Annotated in this window: 13 protein-coding genes; 6 read left to right on the forward strand and 7 right to left on the reverse strand. The window is 48.0% G+C overall.

The features are described 5' to 3' along the window. Positions 1 to 15: 15 nt before the first annotated feature. The 4 genes from Q4G98_RS04375 to Q4G98_RS04390 are packed head-to-tail and all read right to left on the reverse strand — an operon-like array spanning position 16 to position 3,650. Positions 16 to 510 (reverse strand): cyclophilin-like fold protein, encoded by a 495-nt coding sequence (locus Q4G98_RS04375; protein ID WP_298565986.1) that lies wholly within the window; start codon positions 508 to 510, stop codon positions 16 to 18. Position 511: 1 nt separating this feature from the next. After that, the gene (locus Q4G98_RS04380) at positions 512 to 1,537 is read right to left on the reverse strand and encodes an alpha/beta hydrolase (protein WP_177560317.1); all 1,026 of its coding nucleotides are present in this window, start codon (positions 1,535 to 1,537) and stop codon (positions 512 to 514) included. A gap of 33 nt (positions 1,538 to 1,570) precedes the next feature. Next, positions 1,571 to 2,620: a zinc-binding dehydrogenase gene (locus tag Q4G98_RS04385; protein ID WP_177560315.1), complete on the reverse strand. Its 1,050-nt coding sequence runs from the start codon at positions 2,618 to 2,620 to the stop codon at positions 1,571 to 1,573. Between the two features lie 16 nt (positions 2,621 to 2,636). Next, positions 2,637 to 3,650: a DUF362 domain-containing protein gene (locus tag Q4G98_RS04390; protein WP_177560313.1), complete on the reverse strand. Its 1,014-nt coding sequence runs from the start codon at positions 3,648 to 3,650 to the stop codon at positions 2,637 to 2,639. Between the two features lie 870 nt (positions 3,651 to 4,520). Here Q4G98_RS04390 and Q4G98_RS04395 point away from each other — a divergent pair. Both Q4G98_RS04395 and Q4G98_RS04400 read left to right on the forward strand, forming a co-directional pair. Beyond that, positions 4,521 to 5,744, forward strand: a complete 1,224-nt coding sequence (locus Q4G98_RS04395) for an aromatic amino acid transport family protein (RefSeq protein WP_177560948.1) — start codon at positions 4,521 to 4,523, stop codon at positions 5,742 to 5,744. Positions 5,745 to 5,757: 13 nt separating this feature from the next. After that, complete coding sequence (locus Q4G98_RS04400) at positions 5,758 to 6,651, forward strand: acetamidase/formamidase family protein (RefSeq protein ID WP_177560947.1); 894 nt, start codon at positions 5,758 to 5,760, stop codon at positions 6,649 to 6,651. Between the two features lie 51 nt (positions 6,652 to 6,702). Here the strand turns inward: Q4G98_RS04400 and Q4G98_RS04405 are convergent, their stop codons facing one another. Next, a complete protein-coding gene (locus Q4G98_RS04405) occupies positions 6,703 to 6,969 on the reverse strand; it encodes a hypothetical protein (RefSeq protein ID WP_177560946.1) in 267 nt (88 codons plus the stop codon). Positions 6,970 to 7,151: 182 nt separating this feature from the next. Between Q4G98_RS04405 and Q4G98_RS04410 the strand changes: the two genes are divergently transcribed. The 4 genes from Q4G98_RS04410 (at position 7,152) to gltS (ending at position 11,407) form a co-directional block, all read left to right on the forward strand. After that, a complete protein-coding gene (locus Q4G98_RS04410; RefSeq protein ID WP_298565992.1) occupies positions 7,152 to 8,726 on the forward strand; it encodes a sensor domain-containing diguanylate cyclase in 1,575 nt (524 codons plus the stop codon). Positions 8,727 to 8,906: 180 nt separating this feature from the next. Beyond that, positions 8,907 to 9,215, forward strand: coding sequence for a thioredoxin (gene trxA / locus Q4G98_RS04415; RefSeq protein ID WP_298565994.1), 309 nt, complete (start codon positions 8,907 to 8,909; stop codon positions 9,213 to 9,215). Between the two features lie 24 nt (positions 9,216 to 9,239). Continuing rightward, the gene (locus Q4G98_RS04420; RefSeq protein ID WP_298565996.1) at positions 9,240 to 10,169 is read left to right on the forward strand and encodes an NAD(P)/FAD-dependent oxidoreductase; all 930 of its coding nucleotides are present in this window, start codon (positions 9,240 to 9,242) and stop codon (positions 10,167 to 10,169) included. A gap of 44 nt (positions 10,170 to 10,213) precedes the next feature. Continuing rightward, entirely contained in the window at positions 10,214 to 11,407 is a 1,194-nt protein-coding gene (gltS, locus tag Q4G98_RS04425) for a sodium/glutamate symporter (RefSeq protein WP_298565998.1), read from the forward strand. 64 nt (positions 11,408 to 11,471) lie between these two features. On the opposite strand, the gene Q4G98_RS04430 is transcribed toward gltS, so the two are convergent. Together Q4G98_RS04430 and Q4G98_RS04435 are read right to left on the reverse strand one after the other, a co-directional pair. Next, positions 11,472 to 12,332: a 2-oxoacid:ferredoxin oxidoreductase subunit beta gene (locus Q4G98_RS04430; RefSeq protein ID WP_298566000.1), complete on the reverse strand. Its 861-nt coding sequence runs from the start codon at positions 12,330 to 12,332 to the stop codon at positions 11,472 to 11,474. Between the two features lies 1 nt (position 12,333). Further along, positions 12,334 to 14,079 carry a 2-oxoacid:acceptor oxidoreductase subunit alpha gene (locus tag Q4G98_RS04435; protein WP_293663584.1) on the reverse strand — a complete coding sequence of 582 codons (1,746 nt, stop codon included), beginning with the start codon at positions 14,077 to 14,079 and terminating at the stop codon, positions 12,334 to 12,336. Positions 14,080 to 14,432 lie beyond the last annotated feature (353 nt).

The raw sequence follows: 14,432 nt of genomic DNA on the forward strand, positions 1-14,432 counted from the left end.
TAACACTTCCAGGGATTATTGCTGCATGGTAAATACAGCTTCAATGCTGCCGCCCAGCTGATGGAAAAGGGGCAACTGCTCGGACGGAACGCTGCCGACCTTGATGACCTCCATGGTCAGGTTGGGCTGGGAGGATTGGGAATAAAAAATCGCCAGCGTATTATTGCGCGGACAGTAGGTGATATCACCGTCGTCAAAATTCAGTCTGCCGCGTCCCGGGTCGGCAGGATGCCAGGAAAGAGGGCCGTAATATTCTCGCTGATCGTAGCCTACCATGTTGACGCGCAGCGGGAAACGGCTTTGCAGCTCCTTAGCTAAGGGAGTTGCTTCCCAAAGGATGGGGATTTGTCGGCCGTTAACAAGGACGGCAGCGTTAGTTGTTATTGCTGCCGTTTGCTGCGTTTGCGTCAGGGGCGCAGGCTCTGCGGCTGGGGAAGAAGCGTACAGAGCCATGCTTGCTACTGTTGCTGCGCAGGCGGCACATACAAACGCAAGTAATATTTTCTTCATCTTAATGTACTCCTAAATTATCCTTAAAAAATTGCGCTAAACGGTCTACGGCAGGGGTAATGAATTCGTCCTTGTCGTAAAGGTCGAAGTGGGTCGCGCCGTCGATAAGGTACAGCTCCTTAGGCTCTTTGGCTAAGTCATAAGCCTCTTGGCTGAAATAGAGGGTTTGAGCCTTGCGTCCGGCAATTAAAAGCAGCGGGCGCGGGGACAGCAACTCAATTTGAGCGAAGGGGTAAAATTCCAGCTGGCGCAGCGTGGAGGTGTAATAGAAATTACCGGTGGCGTTGGGATGCTGGCCGCGGGGCGTATTGTAATAATCGTAGGCGTTGCGCACGAACTGAGGCGCATCGGCAGGCGGAGCGGAGGTGGGCAGCAGCTTGATTATGCGCGGGAGCTCGCCCCTGGCTTCACGTGTGCGCTGCTGGGCCAAATCCTTTAGCGTGGCTTGGAGCTGCTGGGGCGTAGTAGGCCAAACGTCCTTCAAGCCTTCGCGGGCCGCAGAGCCTACATCGTAGGTGGAAACTCCGGCGACAGCCTTAATGCGCGGGTCCAGCTCAGCGGCAGCAATGGTATAGCCGCCGCCTGCGCAAATGCCCAGTGCGCCGATTTTTTCCGTGTCCACATTAGCGTGGGTACTTAAATAATCTATGACGCTGCGGATATCCTCTACCCTTTCCGAGGGATTTTCATAATAGCGGGGCTCACCGCCGCTTTCACCGTAATGAGAAGCGTCGTAGGCGAGAGCGATAAAACCTTTTTCCGCTAATTTGCGGGCGTAAATGCCAGCTGTTTGCTCCTTTACGCCGCCCCAGGGGTGGGCAACGCTGATAGCGGCATATTTTTTATATTTATCAAAATCAGCGGGTAAATATAAATTGCCGGCCATTTTTGTTTGATTGTTTTTGAAGCTTACCTTTTTTACGGTAATGTCAGACTGCTCTTGTGCGGCGGCGTTGGCAGCGGGGAGAACGCCTATGGTGCAAATGCTTCCCAGTAAAATTGCTGCGAGTAGTTTTTTGCTTAACATATTGGATCATCCTTTGATTTTCATTTTTCTTTCTTACGGCTTGATAACAATTTTCAGAACCTGATCGGTTTTGGATGTGAGCCGTTCAAAGGCGTGCTGTAGCTGGTCTAAGGGCAGAACGCTCGTCACAAATTTTTCCGGGTCGATTATGCCGCTTGCAATCAGGTCGATGGTTTCTTCAAATTCCTTGCGTGTGCAGGATACGCTTCCTATCAGCTGCATTTCCTGCAGTACGGCGCGGTTCAGAGAGAAGGAAACCTCTGGTTCGATAGAATTGCCGATCATAACGATTCTGCCGCCTGGCTTAATGCCATCCATACAGGTTTTCAGCGTATCGGCTGCACCTACGACTTCAAAAGCAATGTCGAAGCCGCCGTTGGTAGCTGCCTTCATATTTTCAGCGCGGTCAGGGTCGTTGCCGTCAAAATATTCGTCGAAATCGCCTATTTCCTTCGCCTTGGCAATTTTTCTGTCGTTAACCTTGGACATAGCTACATAAGACGCACCTGCCCGTTTTGCCAGACTGCCGATGAGCTGGCCGATAATGCCGCTGCCTACGACTAAAACTCTGTCATGCAGCTTTAGCTGCGCTTGGTGAATAGCGTGATAGGCTACCATCAGCGGGTCAATTAAGCCTGCTGCAATATCGGAAACGGAATCTGGAAGTTTGTAGGCGTTGGTAGCTTTGCCCACATATTTTTCAGCGTAAGCGCCGTTGCAGACAAAGCCGATATAGTTGGTGCCGTTAACATCGCGGCATAATTGCTCCTGTCCTGCCTGACACATATCGCATTGGCCGCAGTATAGATTGGCCCAGAAAACTACGCGGTCGCCGGTTTTGAAATTACTGTCGCCGGGATTGGTAACGACGCCGCAAAATTCGTGGCCCATATAAAAGTCTGCGCCTTGGGGATCGCCCCAGCCTTTGCCTGTTTTCCACATGTGAATATCGCTGCCGCAAACGCCGCAGGCGGATACTTTAATTTCAATCATGCCCGGCTCAAGAGCGGGAACGGGGACGGTTTTAATTTCAATTTGCTCAGGGCCTGCTAAAACGGCGGCTTTCATCATTTCTTGTTGCATAATAAAATTTTCCTCCTTAATCGACAGGCAAAAGCCTGTAATGTCTGCGGCCTACGCCGCGTTCTTCCGCGTATTGCAATACGCGCACGTTGTGATCGCGCTCCCATACTTCGCGTACTGCCGGGGAGGGAGCTGCGCCGAAGGTGAAGTCCACGGCAGCCTGATCCAGCGCCACTGGGTCCAGCGAAGCCAGCACGCCGATATCCGGCAGCGGCTTGGCATCGCGGCAGCTGTCGCTGGGGGCAAAGCCGCAAAGTACGTTGATAAAGATCCAGCGGTCAGGCTTAGCGTCCAGAGCCGCTTTGGCTGCGTCGGCCATGGATTCCAAAAAACTTTCCATATCTGATGGGCTGTAGCCGTATTCTTCACGACCAGCGCTGTGAATAAGCGCTTTGCCGGAGGTGGAGGCAAGGCAGATGGTTAGATTTTTGATAGTGCCGCCGTAATCGCGAATGTGATGCGCTTTAAAGCGTACCAAAGAAAGCATAGAATCATAGTTAGCAAAATGAGCTCCGGTACGGTGGACTTTTAGGTATTTGCCGCCGTGTACCGGCAGATCCAGATCACCATCGGCATCTAAAATATCTACGGGGCCAACTGCCGTAAAGCCGTGGTCACGCGCTAGCCGTAAATGACCAGCAGTGGTATTGCGGGGGGCGGAAAAGCCGTTGCAGTCCATAAAGGTGCCGTCAAGCTGGTCGCGCAGCTTTTGCAGCAGCTGCGGATTAAGATAAGGGCCGTCGGGAGTTTCAAAGGAAAGCTTAAGGCCTACCTTGCCGGTGAGCTGGCGGCCGGTGGCTGTGTAGGCTTTGACTAGCGCATCTTGTGAAACCTGTGGAAGAAAATAAACGGCCGGGGCGTTGGCGTCCTGCACCCGATAGGCTAGTTCTGGAATGTTTGGCGCCGGTGCGGCAGCCGGGGGCGGGGCAGCAGCGCCGGTATTAGTATTGGCCTGGCTGGGTACGCAGCCGCTGAGTGCTAAAGAAGCTATGCTCATACCGCTGAGCTTGATAAAATCGCGTCGTTTCATAGGGTGCCTCCTTTGTGGTTTTCTTAGCTCAATTATAGAAAATTACAAACACTTATGTCTAATACTTAAAATGTCTGTGATGCTAATGCTTAAAAGGCATGATGGAGAGCGCGGTAAGCAATGGCGCTTTAGTTATGGCTGTACTATAGCCAGCCAATCACCTGGTACAAGCGTTATATCATTATAATTTGAATATCACAGTATAACATTGTACAATAAGCGATTGGACAGCTTTTTGATGTAGAGAGAAGCGTTGTGACAAAACATCTGAAAAATATTTACGCTGACGGTGAATTGTCCGCAACATGTGCAAAATTTGCACATGTTGCGGACACGGAAGAAGACAAAAAATAAGAGGGATATGAAAATACCCTCTATGTGATGATATTATAAATATACTGTGAAGAATAAGCTCAAAATTATTCTAATAATTATTAGAATAGAGGTTAAAATGAGTAAAGTTTTAGGTGGACAATAGTAAAAAAAGACATAAGAAAAGTGATTATAAAAAGAATAAAGTATTGTAATTAGTGTACAGAATGGATTGAATGTAGTATTTAAAAAGTATAAATTGATGTTGCACCAATTGCTAAATCGTTAGACGGGGTGACTCGTGCGTGGGTTCGAATCCCACCCACTCCGCCACTATCAAAAAAACGGAACCTTTGAGATTTTTCTCGAAGGTTCTTTTTTTATGCACGTGAGCAAATCGGTATTATTTTTTATGCCAGTACAATGTTCCTGTGTAATAAACTTATCAGAAAACGAATAAGAAAAAACTTCGAGTTGCTTTTTATGAAGAAATAGTTGAAAAATCGAAGGATTATAATACAATTAAAATATAAATTGGGTAAGTTTGAGGGGGCGAAAATGATGAAATCAGAAAATAATATTGTTGAAGGTGCGCTCAAGGTTCACAAATTGACCTTTTGGGAAGCGGCCATGATCATTGTCGGCGCTAATATCGGGTCGGGCATTTTAGGACTGGCCTATTCAGCCAGAAAGGCCGGCTGGCCGGTATTGATGCTGTGGCTGATCATAGCAGGCTTTTTTACGACAGCGTCAATGCTGTATGTGGCTGAAACCACATTAAGGACCAGGAAAGTTATGCAGCTGCCCGGCCTTGCAAAAAAATATGTAGGTGAATTGGGAGCCTGGCTTGTTTTCATCTCGGTGGCGGCCAATACGATCGGCTGTCTGATCGCTTATACTAATGGCAGCGGCAGGATCTTAAGTGAAATGTTTGGTCTATCTACCCAGATCGGCAGCTTACTTTTTTCGGTTCCTGCTGTTATCGTAGTCTGGTTTGGCCTGAAAGCCACAGGCGTAGCCGAGAAAGTCATCAGCTTTGGCATGATGGCGCTGCTGGCTGTAATTATAGTAGCGTCCTTTCTATCAGAGAACTCTGATTTTTCCAATGCTATTTTCACAAACTGGACTTATGCGATACCGGTATTTAACGTTGCTATCTTTTGCTATATCGCGCAGTATGCGGTGCCGGAACTGGCGCGTGGCTTAGCCCACGATCAGCAGAAGCTGGCGCCGGCGATTGTTACAGGAATGTCTTTGACGATGGTTTTATTGGCGCTTGTACCGTTGGCAGTGCTTTCTTTGACCGGGCCTGAGAATGTAACGCAGGTAGCAACTATTGCCTGGGGCAGGGCGCTGGGCGAATGGGCATTTTTTACAGCCAATTTATTTGCGCTGGCAGCGATGATGACGTCCTATTGGGCTGTAGCCGGTAGTTTTTTAACAAATATTGTCGACAAGTTTAATTTTAAATCGGAAGATGATGTGAAGACCAGGCTGTTTGTACTGGCATGTGTGGTCATTCCGCCGTTTGTTTTAGCCTACAGCGGCTTGGTGAGCTTTGTCGACGCTATTTATCTGGCGGGTACGTTCGGCGGCGTTATTATGTCGGTACTGCCTGTGTTAATGCTGCGTTCGGCAAGAAAAACAGGCGATCTGGAACCTTCCTGGCAATGCGGCTGGATCGCAGCTGCCTGGGTACAGTGGTTGATGATCATTTTATTCTGCGGCGCGGCTGTGTATGCTGTTTTAGGATTATTTGGAATGCTGCCGGCAGCCTGGTAAGGAGCGAAGTAAAATGAAGGTTTTTGCAAAAGATCAAGTCGTTTTTGATTTCAGTAAGGCCAATGCGCCGGTATATTTTGTAGAGGCCGGTGAAACATTTTGGGTTGAAACTGACGATTGTTACAGTGGCCAGATCAAAACGGAAAAAGTTTTAAGACCTGATATTGATATCAGCATTATGGACTGTTCTGTGGGGCCTATCGCTGTCAATGGCGCTGAACCGGGAGATGTTCTCTGTGTCGAAGTGCTGGCGATTCAGCTGGCAGAACAAGGCGTGATGGTAACTTCACCCGGCCTGGGTGTGCTGGGTGAAAAAATAATGAAAGCCCACACCAAAATAATTCCCATTAAAAATGGCTTTGCCGAATTCAACGAAAGAATAAAACTTCCTTTAACACCAATGATCGGGGTGCTGGGCGTTGCTCCGGTCGAAGGCAGTGTGCATTGCGCTGTTCCCGGAGACCATGGTTCTAACATGGATACTAAACTTGTTAAGGTGGGTTCAAGAGTATATTTACCGGTATTTGTCAGCGGCGCCAATATGGCTTTGGGCGACCTGCATGCCTGTATGGGTGATGGTGAATTGAGCGGGACCGGTATTGAAACAGCGGGCAGGGTCTGTTTAAAGGTGGATGTCATCAAAAAACAAAAGCTGCAGCGGCCGATGCTTGAAACGGCGGAAGCTGTGTATACTCTGGCCAGTAAAAATGATATCAATGAAGCCATAAAAACGGCAGTAAATGATATGGTAGAATTTTTAATGCTGAAAAAAGGTCTGGATTTCGCTGATGCCTACAGGCTGCTGAGCGCTGCCTGCGATATCCAGATCAGCCAGTTGGTGAATGAAACGATTACAGTAAGGGTAAAAGCGCCTAAGCTGGATCTGCAGCTGCAGTCTGTTTTTTGAAATACAATAAATAAAAATACAACCACCCATCTGTTGAAGGTGGTTGTATTTTTAGCCAAGACCGTTAAAGCGTGCCAAAGTATCATAAACTGCATGGGTCAATTTGTTTTTGCTGGCGGCGGGCAGCTGTTTTAAAACATCAGCTTGTTCTATAAAAGCTGCCAGCTTATTCAAGTTGGACATTTTACAGCAGTTAGGCAGCAGGATATTGCTGATGATCAGCGCCAGCGACGGAAAATGTGCGTCGGGATGCTGTTGCCAGTCAGTGGGTAGGGCTTGTGATATTGCGGTTTCTAAAAGCGTATTGATATCTGACATAGCTGACCTCTGTTTTTTCTTGAAAATAGTATAACATAGAAAAGCGGATGTTGCCTAAGACGTAGACAAAAAAGAATTAATAACATATAATTTGATATAATGCAAATAAAACAGCTGTTAAAATTATAATAATATGTTTGTATAATAATTTATGGGGAAATGAAAAACTTGGATGTGAAATTGTGTATCATTACAAATTACAGGTATTGATTTTAAGTAAGGATAATTGCATATATGACGCTGCCAGCGCCATCGAACCGTTGACCGGTTTTGAACACGAGCTGTTTTTCAAGCAGGCGGCTGACGACGCCGTAAAAACTGCTGATGTCATTATTTGTGAGCTGCCGGAAGCTGTTTTGGCAGATGTTGTCAAAAATTCTAAAAAAGATGCAGTAGTGATATTTTGTACGGCTGCCGACACTTTAAATGGTCATGATGAAATTTATAGTCAGGCTTTGGCAGATATTTGGATCAAACCTTATAGTAAGTCTTTTGTGACGTTTAAACTAAGAAAGCTTTTTGAACAGATCAAAATCACTAAAGACCGTAATTTAGCACAGGGCTATATTGAGACGGCTATTAACAGTATTCCCAGTTTGATCTGGTTCAAGGATATTCGCGGTGCTCATTTAAAGGTCAATGACAGCTTTTGCCGGGCCGTGGGCAAGACCAAAGAGGATATTGAAGGCCGCGGCCACTATTATATCTGGGATATGAAGAAGGAAGAATACGAGCAGGGCGAATATATTTGTCTGGAATCAGAAGAGATCGTTTTGCAGGAAAAGAAAACCTGTATCTTTGATGAAAAAGTTAAAACAAAGCACGGGATGCGGCAGTTTAAGACCTATAAATCTCCGATCTTTGACGATAATGAGCAGCTGATCGGCACTGTTGGTATTGCGCATGACGTTACCGATCTGGAAAATATGGGCGCGGAACTGGAAGTGATTCTGCGTAATCTGCCTTTTGCAGTGCTTCTGACTAATGAGGCTGGTAAAATCATCAATGTCAATGATGTCTGTGCGCAGTATTTTGCGACGGAGAAGGAAGCTTTGATCGGACAGGAATATCAGCAGTGGAAACGCCAGAATTTAGCGCATATGAGCGAAATAAATGCCAAAGGTTATGCTGATACCAAAATTATTGTGGGTAAGCGTGAAAAGAATTTGGAAATTTACGAAAAGCCGATTTTTGATGTTTTTGGTACGGCCGTAGGTATGCTGTGTATGTGCCGCGACGTAACAGTCGAGCGTCATCTGGAAAAGAAGATTATTTACAGCGCTAATACTGATCAGCTGACAGACCTGTATAACCGCCGTTATTTTTATGAGTATATGACGCGGAATAAAATCATGTCCAGGCACGTCAATCTTTTTTATATCGATCTTGATAATTTTAAAAAGATCAATGACGAATATGGTCATCAGGTTGGAGACACGGCTTTGGTGATGGTTGCCAAACTGTTGAAGCAGACGTTCAGCGGCGATTTTCTTGCCCGTATCGGCGGCGATGAGTTTTTAGTGGTAGTTTTAGGCGAGAAAACAGATGCGGAACTGGCTGCGATGGCAGAAACATTTTTAAATGGTTTGCAGCAGTCGATAGTTTCTAATGATAAATTTTCTGTGCTGTCTGCCAGTGTCGGTATTGCTGTCAGCGATGTCCTTACAGATATCGACCTGCTGATCAGGCAGAGTGATGCAGCCTTGTACGAAGCTAAAAGAAACGGTAAAAAACAATATAAGATCTATCATAAATGATCATAAAAGCACTTTACCAGAGTATATACAGGTAAAGTGCTTTTAGTTTTTCGGCTAATCGTGGAATAAATTTATGGAGCTTTTAGCAATGATAATGTAATTATTATTTGTTGCAATTATAATCATGAATAGGTAAAATTAAAATATAGATAAAATATATTGATAAAAGGAGCGATTATTATGGCAGTTGTACATGTTACTAATGAAACCTTTGAAAAAGAAGTTCTGCAGGCGGAAGACAAAGTCCTGGTCGATTTTTGGGCGTCCTGGTGCGGCCCCTGCCGTATGCTGGGACCTGTTATTGATCAGCTTGGCAGTGAACTGACTGATGTGAAAGTCTGCAAGATCGATGTGGATGCTAATCAGGATCTGGCAGCCAGGTATAAAGTTGAAACTATTCCGACACTGGTCGTGTTTGCGGGTGGCGAGGAAGTGAAGCGTTCTGTCGGCGTGCAGCCGAAGCCGGCGATTTTGGCAATGCTGAAATAATTACGGCTGGGAAGCGGTGAAATTATGACTGAGAAAAAAACCATGACTGATGTTTTGATCGTCGGCGCAGGTACTGCGGGACTGACGGCGGCAGTTTATGCGGCGCGTGCCGGTAAATCCGTCAAGCTGGTCGAGCAGTATCTGCAGGGCGGTCAGATCATCAACGCCTCGCACGTAGAGAATTTTCCAGGCTTTGAATCCATTGCCGGCTTTGAGTTTGCCGAAGCCCTTTATAATCAGGCTATCAAAATGGGTGCGGAAATCGTTTATGATAAAGTTACGGGTTTGCAGGATTATGGCGACCATAAAGGCGTCCAGACCGAATATGGCGGCGAGCTGCTGGCTAAAGCCGTGATCCTGGCGACCGGCGCCCGTGTACGTCCGCTGGGTTTGGAAAATGAAGACAAATTTATTGGTTCCGGCGTTTCCTACTGCGCTACCTGCGACGGCGCCTTTTTTAAAGATAAAAACGTGGCTGTTGTCGGCGGTGGCAATACGGCGCTCGATGATGCGCTGGTACTGAGCTTTACCAGTAAAAATGTTTATCTTATCCACCGCAGCACTGATTTCAGCGGCGAAAAACGGCTGCTGGAAAAGCTGCAGGAACAGAAAAATGTTACTTTTATTCTGGACAGTGAAGTAACTGCTATCAACGGCAGCGAACGGCTGGAATCGCTGAATATCCGCAATAAGGTCCGCGGCGCCGAGCAGACTCTGGCTGTTGAAGCGGTCTTTATTGCCATCGGGCATGTTCCGGATAACAAAGCTTTTGCCGCTTTAGTGGAATTAGATGCCTACGGTTATATCAAAACAGATGAAAACTGCGCTACCTCCTGTCCCGGTATTTTTGCAGCCGGGGACGGACGCGTGAAAAAGGTGCGCCAGCTGACAACGGCTGCCGCAGATGGTACGGAAGCTGCTTTGGCAGCCTGCGATTACATTGACCTTTTATGATGGAAGAAAGGGTGGAACAATCTTTTTAAGGATCGTGATACCTGATGAATATTGACCTGGATATGTATCAAATGACTGCTGTGGCAGTAGTCGTTTACTATATTGGCCTGCGTTTAAAACGCAGGTTCAATATTTTTGACCAGTATTGTATCCCTGCTCCGGTTATCGGCGGCGTCCTGTTCTCCCTGCTGAATCTGGTTATGACGACAGGTGGTTTTTGGCAGCTGACAATGGATACTTCGCTGCAGGGCTTTTTTATGACCATGTTTTTTACCAGTATCGGCTATACCGCCAGCTTACGCATGCTGAAAGAGGGCGGCCTCAGCGTTTTGAAACTGGTTGCGATCTGCGCCGTACTGATCATTTTGCAGAATCTGGTCGGTATCGGCCTGGCCTCGGTCTTTAAACTGGGGCCGCTGATCGGAATGGCGACAGGTTCGATCCCGATGGTCGGCGGACATGGCACTGCAGGCTCTTTCGGGCCGCTGCTTGAACAGATGGGCGCACAGGGAGCGGCTACCGTAGCTATAGCTGCGGCAACCTTCGGGCTTGTTATGGGCAGCGTTATCGGCGGGCCGATTGCCCGTTATCTGATCGATAAAGATAACCTTTTCTGCTTTGAATGTGTGCAGGAGCCTGTGCACAAAACTCCTGTTGTTGGCAAAGAGGCTTACGCCGTCGATAAAGAATATTTTCTTTTCGGCATCGGTCAGCTGCTGGTGGCCATGGGTATCGGTTCCTGGATCACAGGACTGATAACTTCTTTTGGCATCACCTTTCCGTCCTATATCGGGGCCATGCTGGCGGCTGCGGTGATCCGCAATCTTTCCGACCTGACAGGACGTTATGAGGTTTTTTCTAAAGAAATCGACGTTATGGGCAGTGTGTCCCTGTCGATATTCCTGTCCATGTCTTTGATGGGCCTGAAATTGTGGCAGCTCAGCGAGCTGGCTTTGCCGCTGATTGTGATGCTACTGGCGCAGACAGCAATGATGGCTTTGTTTGCCCGGTTCGTTATTTTCAATCTCATGGGACGGGATTATGAAGCGGCTGTGATCACTGCTGCCGGCTGCGGTTTTGGCATGGGTGCGACGCCGAATGCCATGGCTAATATGAATGCCATTGTCGCCCGTTACGGGCCTGCTCCCAAAGCCTATTTTATCGTGCCGCTGGTAGGCAGCCTGTTCATTGATTTTATCAATGCGTTTATCATTACTCTGTTTTTGAACATGTTTTAAAATAAGGCTAATAAACAAAAATACCACCCTTGCAAGGGTGGTATTTTTTATGCTCACTTTGTCTTTACTTAAAGCCTTCCAGCAGTTCTTCAAAGTTGGCCTTGGGCATTTTTTCTACATTTTTGATCGTGTTGAAATTTGCCAGACCACTGGCCTGCTCATAAGAAGCACGGTCGTTTTCGTACAGCAGCCCTGTCAGCATGCCCTCTTTTTCCATGATGTGCTTGGCTACAAGCCCTTTGTCATGCGGATCGTAACCGGCAATATCTTTGACGTCGCTCAAATGCTCACGGAACCACTCATAAGTATTAGTGTGGTTGAAGGTCACGCAGGGGCTGAAAACGTTGACGAAGGAGAAGCCTTCGTGCTGAACGGCCGCGACGATCAGATCGACCAGCTGCGGCAGCTGAGCCGAAAATCCCTGCGCTACAAAAGTTGCCCCGGAGGCTAAAGCCAGTTCCAAAGCCGCGATCGGCGTTTCGATATTGCCGGTCGGCGTGGTTTTGGTCTTAAACCCTATATCACTGCGGGGCGAGGTCTGGCCTTTGGTCAGACCGTAAACATGGTTATCCATCAGGATATAGGTGATATTGACGTTGCGGCGCATCGCATGGATCGTGTGGGCTGTGCCGATAGCAAAACCGTCGCCGTCGCCGCCGCAGGCGATAACGGTCAGCTCAGGGTTCGCCAGCTTGACGCCCTGGGCAAAAGGCAGGGCGCGTCCGTGGGTCGTATGCATGCCGTAGGCATACAGATAACCGCCGATACGGCCGCTGCAGCCAATGCCGGAGACCAGTGCCAGTTGATGCGGCTCCAGATTTAATTTTACTGCTGCCTGCTGCAAAGCCATTTGCACGGCATAATCACCGCAGCCAGGGCACCAGTTAGGTTTTACTTGATTCTGAAAGCTGGTTAAAGTCGACATCTTACAGCACCTCCTTGCATTTGGCCAGCAATTCTTCTTTATAGAAAATATCGCCGTTGTATTTTAAGATGGAATGTAACTGCGGGCAGGGCGGTACATTCATTTTTATCAGCCGCGCCAGCTGTGCTGTAGCATTATGCTCAACAACGACGATCTTTTTCGCTTCCTGCAGATAATGATTGAGCGCGCAGACCGGGAACGGCGACAACAGCCGTACCTGGACATGGTTGACGCGCAGGCCTTTGGCGCGCAGTTCTTCAGCTACTTCGCCGATCACGGCACGTGTACCAGCCATACCGATGATCAGCAGATCGCTTTGCGGATAAGGCGCGTCCTCATACAGCGGGTTTGCAAAAGTATCAACAACGCTGCGGACCTTGCGCAGACGTTTATCGGACTGCGCCGTACGCATGGCCTTGTTTTCGGAAGGCCGGCCGACCTCGTCATGCTCAAGACCGGTACCCAGGCTGATACCGTTGGGTGTGCCTGGCAGCACGCGCATGGAAATATTTCCTTCTGCTTCCAGATCGTAGCGCTTAAAATATTCCGGCGAAGTGATTTCCGGCAGCCCTTCCCTGACCAGTTTACCGCGGTTGATTTGCAGCTTGTCGTAATCAAGACTGGTTACGGACTGCTTGCCCAGCGACAGCTGCAGGTCGGAAAGTACGATGACCGGACATTGATATTCTTCCGCCAGGTTAAACGCTTCAAAGGTATCGTAAAAAGATTCTTCTATTGAAGAAGGTGAAATAACGATCTTGGCAGTATCGCCGTGGGTATTGTAGATCGCCGCCATCAGGTCCGACTGTTCGTGCTTGGTCGGCAGGCCTGTGCTGGGACCGCCGCGCTGCGTATCGACGACTACCAGCGGCGTTTCCGTCATTTCTGCCAGGCCGATAGCCTCAGCCATCAGTGAAAGCCCCGGGCCGGCTGTCGCCGTAAAAGCGCGGGCTCCGGCATAAGCTGCGCCGATCGCCATCGTGCAGGCCGAGATCTCATCTTCTGTCTGCAGCATCACACCGCCTTCCGCCGGTGCATGCTTGACCATATATTCCATGATTTCCGAGGAGGGAGTTATCGGGTAGGCCGACATAAATTTAGCTCCGGCAGTCAACGCTCCCAAAGCAACAGCCTCGTTGCCCAGCATAAACAGCTTCGGCTGGGGATTTTCCAGCTCGGGCATCTCTAAGGCTCCCAGCAGCTCAGCATAGTTGGTCTTGATATATTCGTAACCTGTTTCCAAAGCCAGACGGTTGGTTGCCATGACCTCCGCGCCTTTGCGTCCGTATTGTTTCTCCAGCAGCGGCAGCAGCTTTGCGGTATCGATGCCCAGTAAAGCGGCGGTGATGCCTAAAGCCAGAATGTTTTTCGGCAGCGTTTGGCCGCCGGTTTTACTCAGTTCGTTCCAGGACAGCGTCACTGTGCGCACCTGTGGTTTATTCTCCTGCAGCCAGGCGGAGTCAGTGACCAGAATGCCGTCCGCAGTAAGCTCCGGCGCGTCTACTGCCAGTGTGTCCGGGTCCATAGCGATCAGCAGATTGCAGCTGCTGGCGATAGTGGCAACCGGATAGTTGGCGATACGCAGCTTGTAGCTGGTGTGACCGCCCTTGATGCGTGACGAAAACTGACGGTAGCCATATACGTCATAGCCCAGCGAGCATAAAGCTGCGGCGAAAATTTCGCCCAGGCTTTCCAGGCCCTCGCCCTGCTGGCCTCCGGCCTTCCACGATAATTCTTGTTTTTTCATACAATATCCCTCCTTATAAAAAGGTTTTTAGTACAGGTATTTATCTGGGAGAAGCTTAAAAATCCGCCTATGCAGATAAGTTTCTGTATCTATAGTTTAACCTATTTTTGTCAAAAAGAGCAGTAGCAAATAGGTTTATAAACTTTTTAAATATGTTGAAAATGGCTTGAAAATACGGCGGCGCGGCTTTAAATAAGTAATTTATAAAAGCATAGCCTGTAAAAATAAATTTTGGCTGTTAAACAGGTCGCGGCAATGCGTTGCAAAATACAGAGAATTATCCGAAAATAAAGAAAAATACAATCATTAGTTATATTTTTAACAAAATAACTTGCAATAATTCTGAAAATAAT

This window comes from uncultured Phascolarctobacterium sp., from assembly GCF_958349595.1.
Lineage (GTDB): Bacteria > Bacillota > Negativicutes > Acidaminococcales > Acidaminococcaceae > Phascolarctobacterium.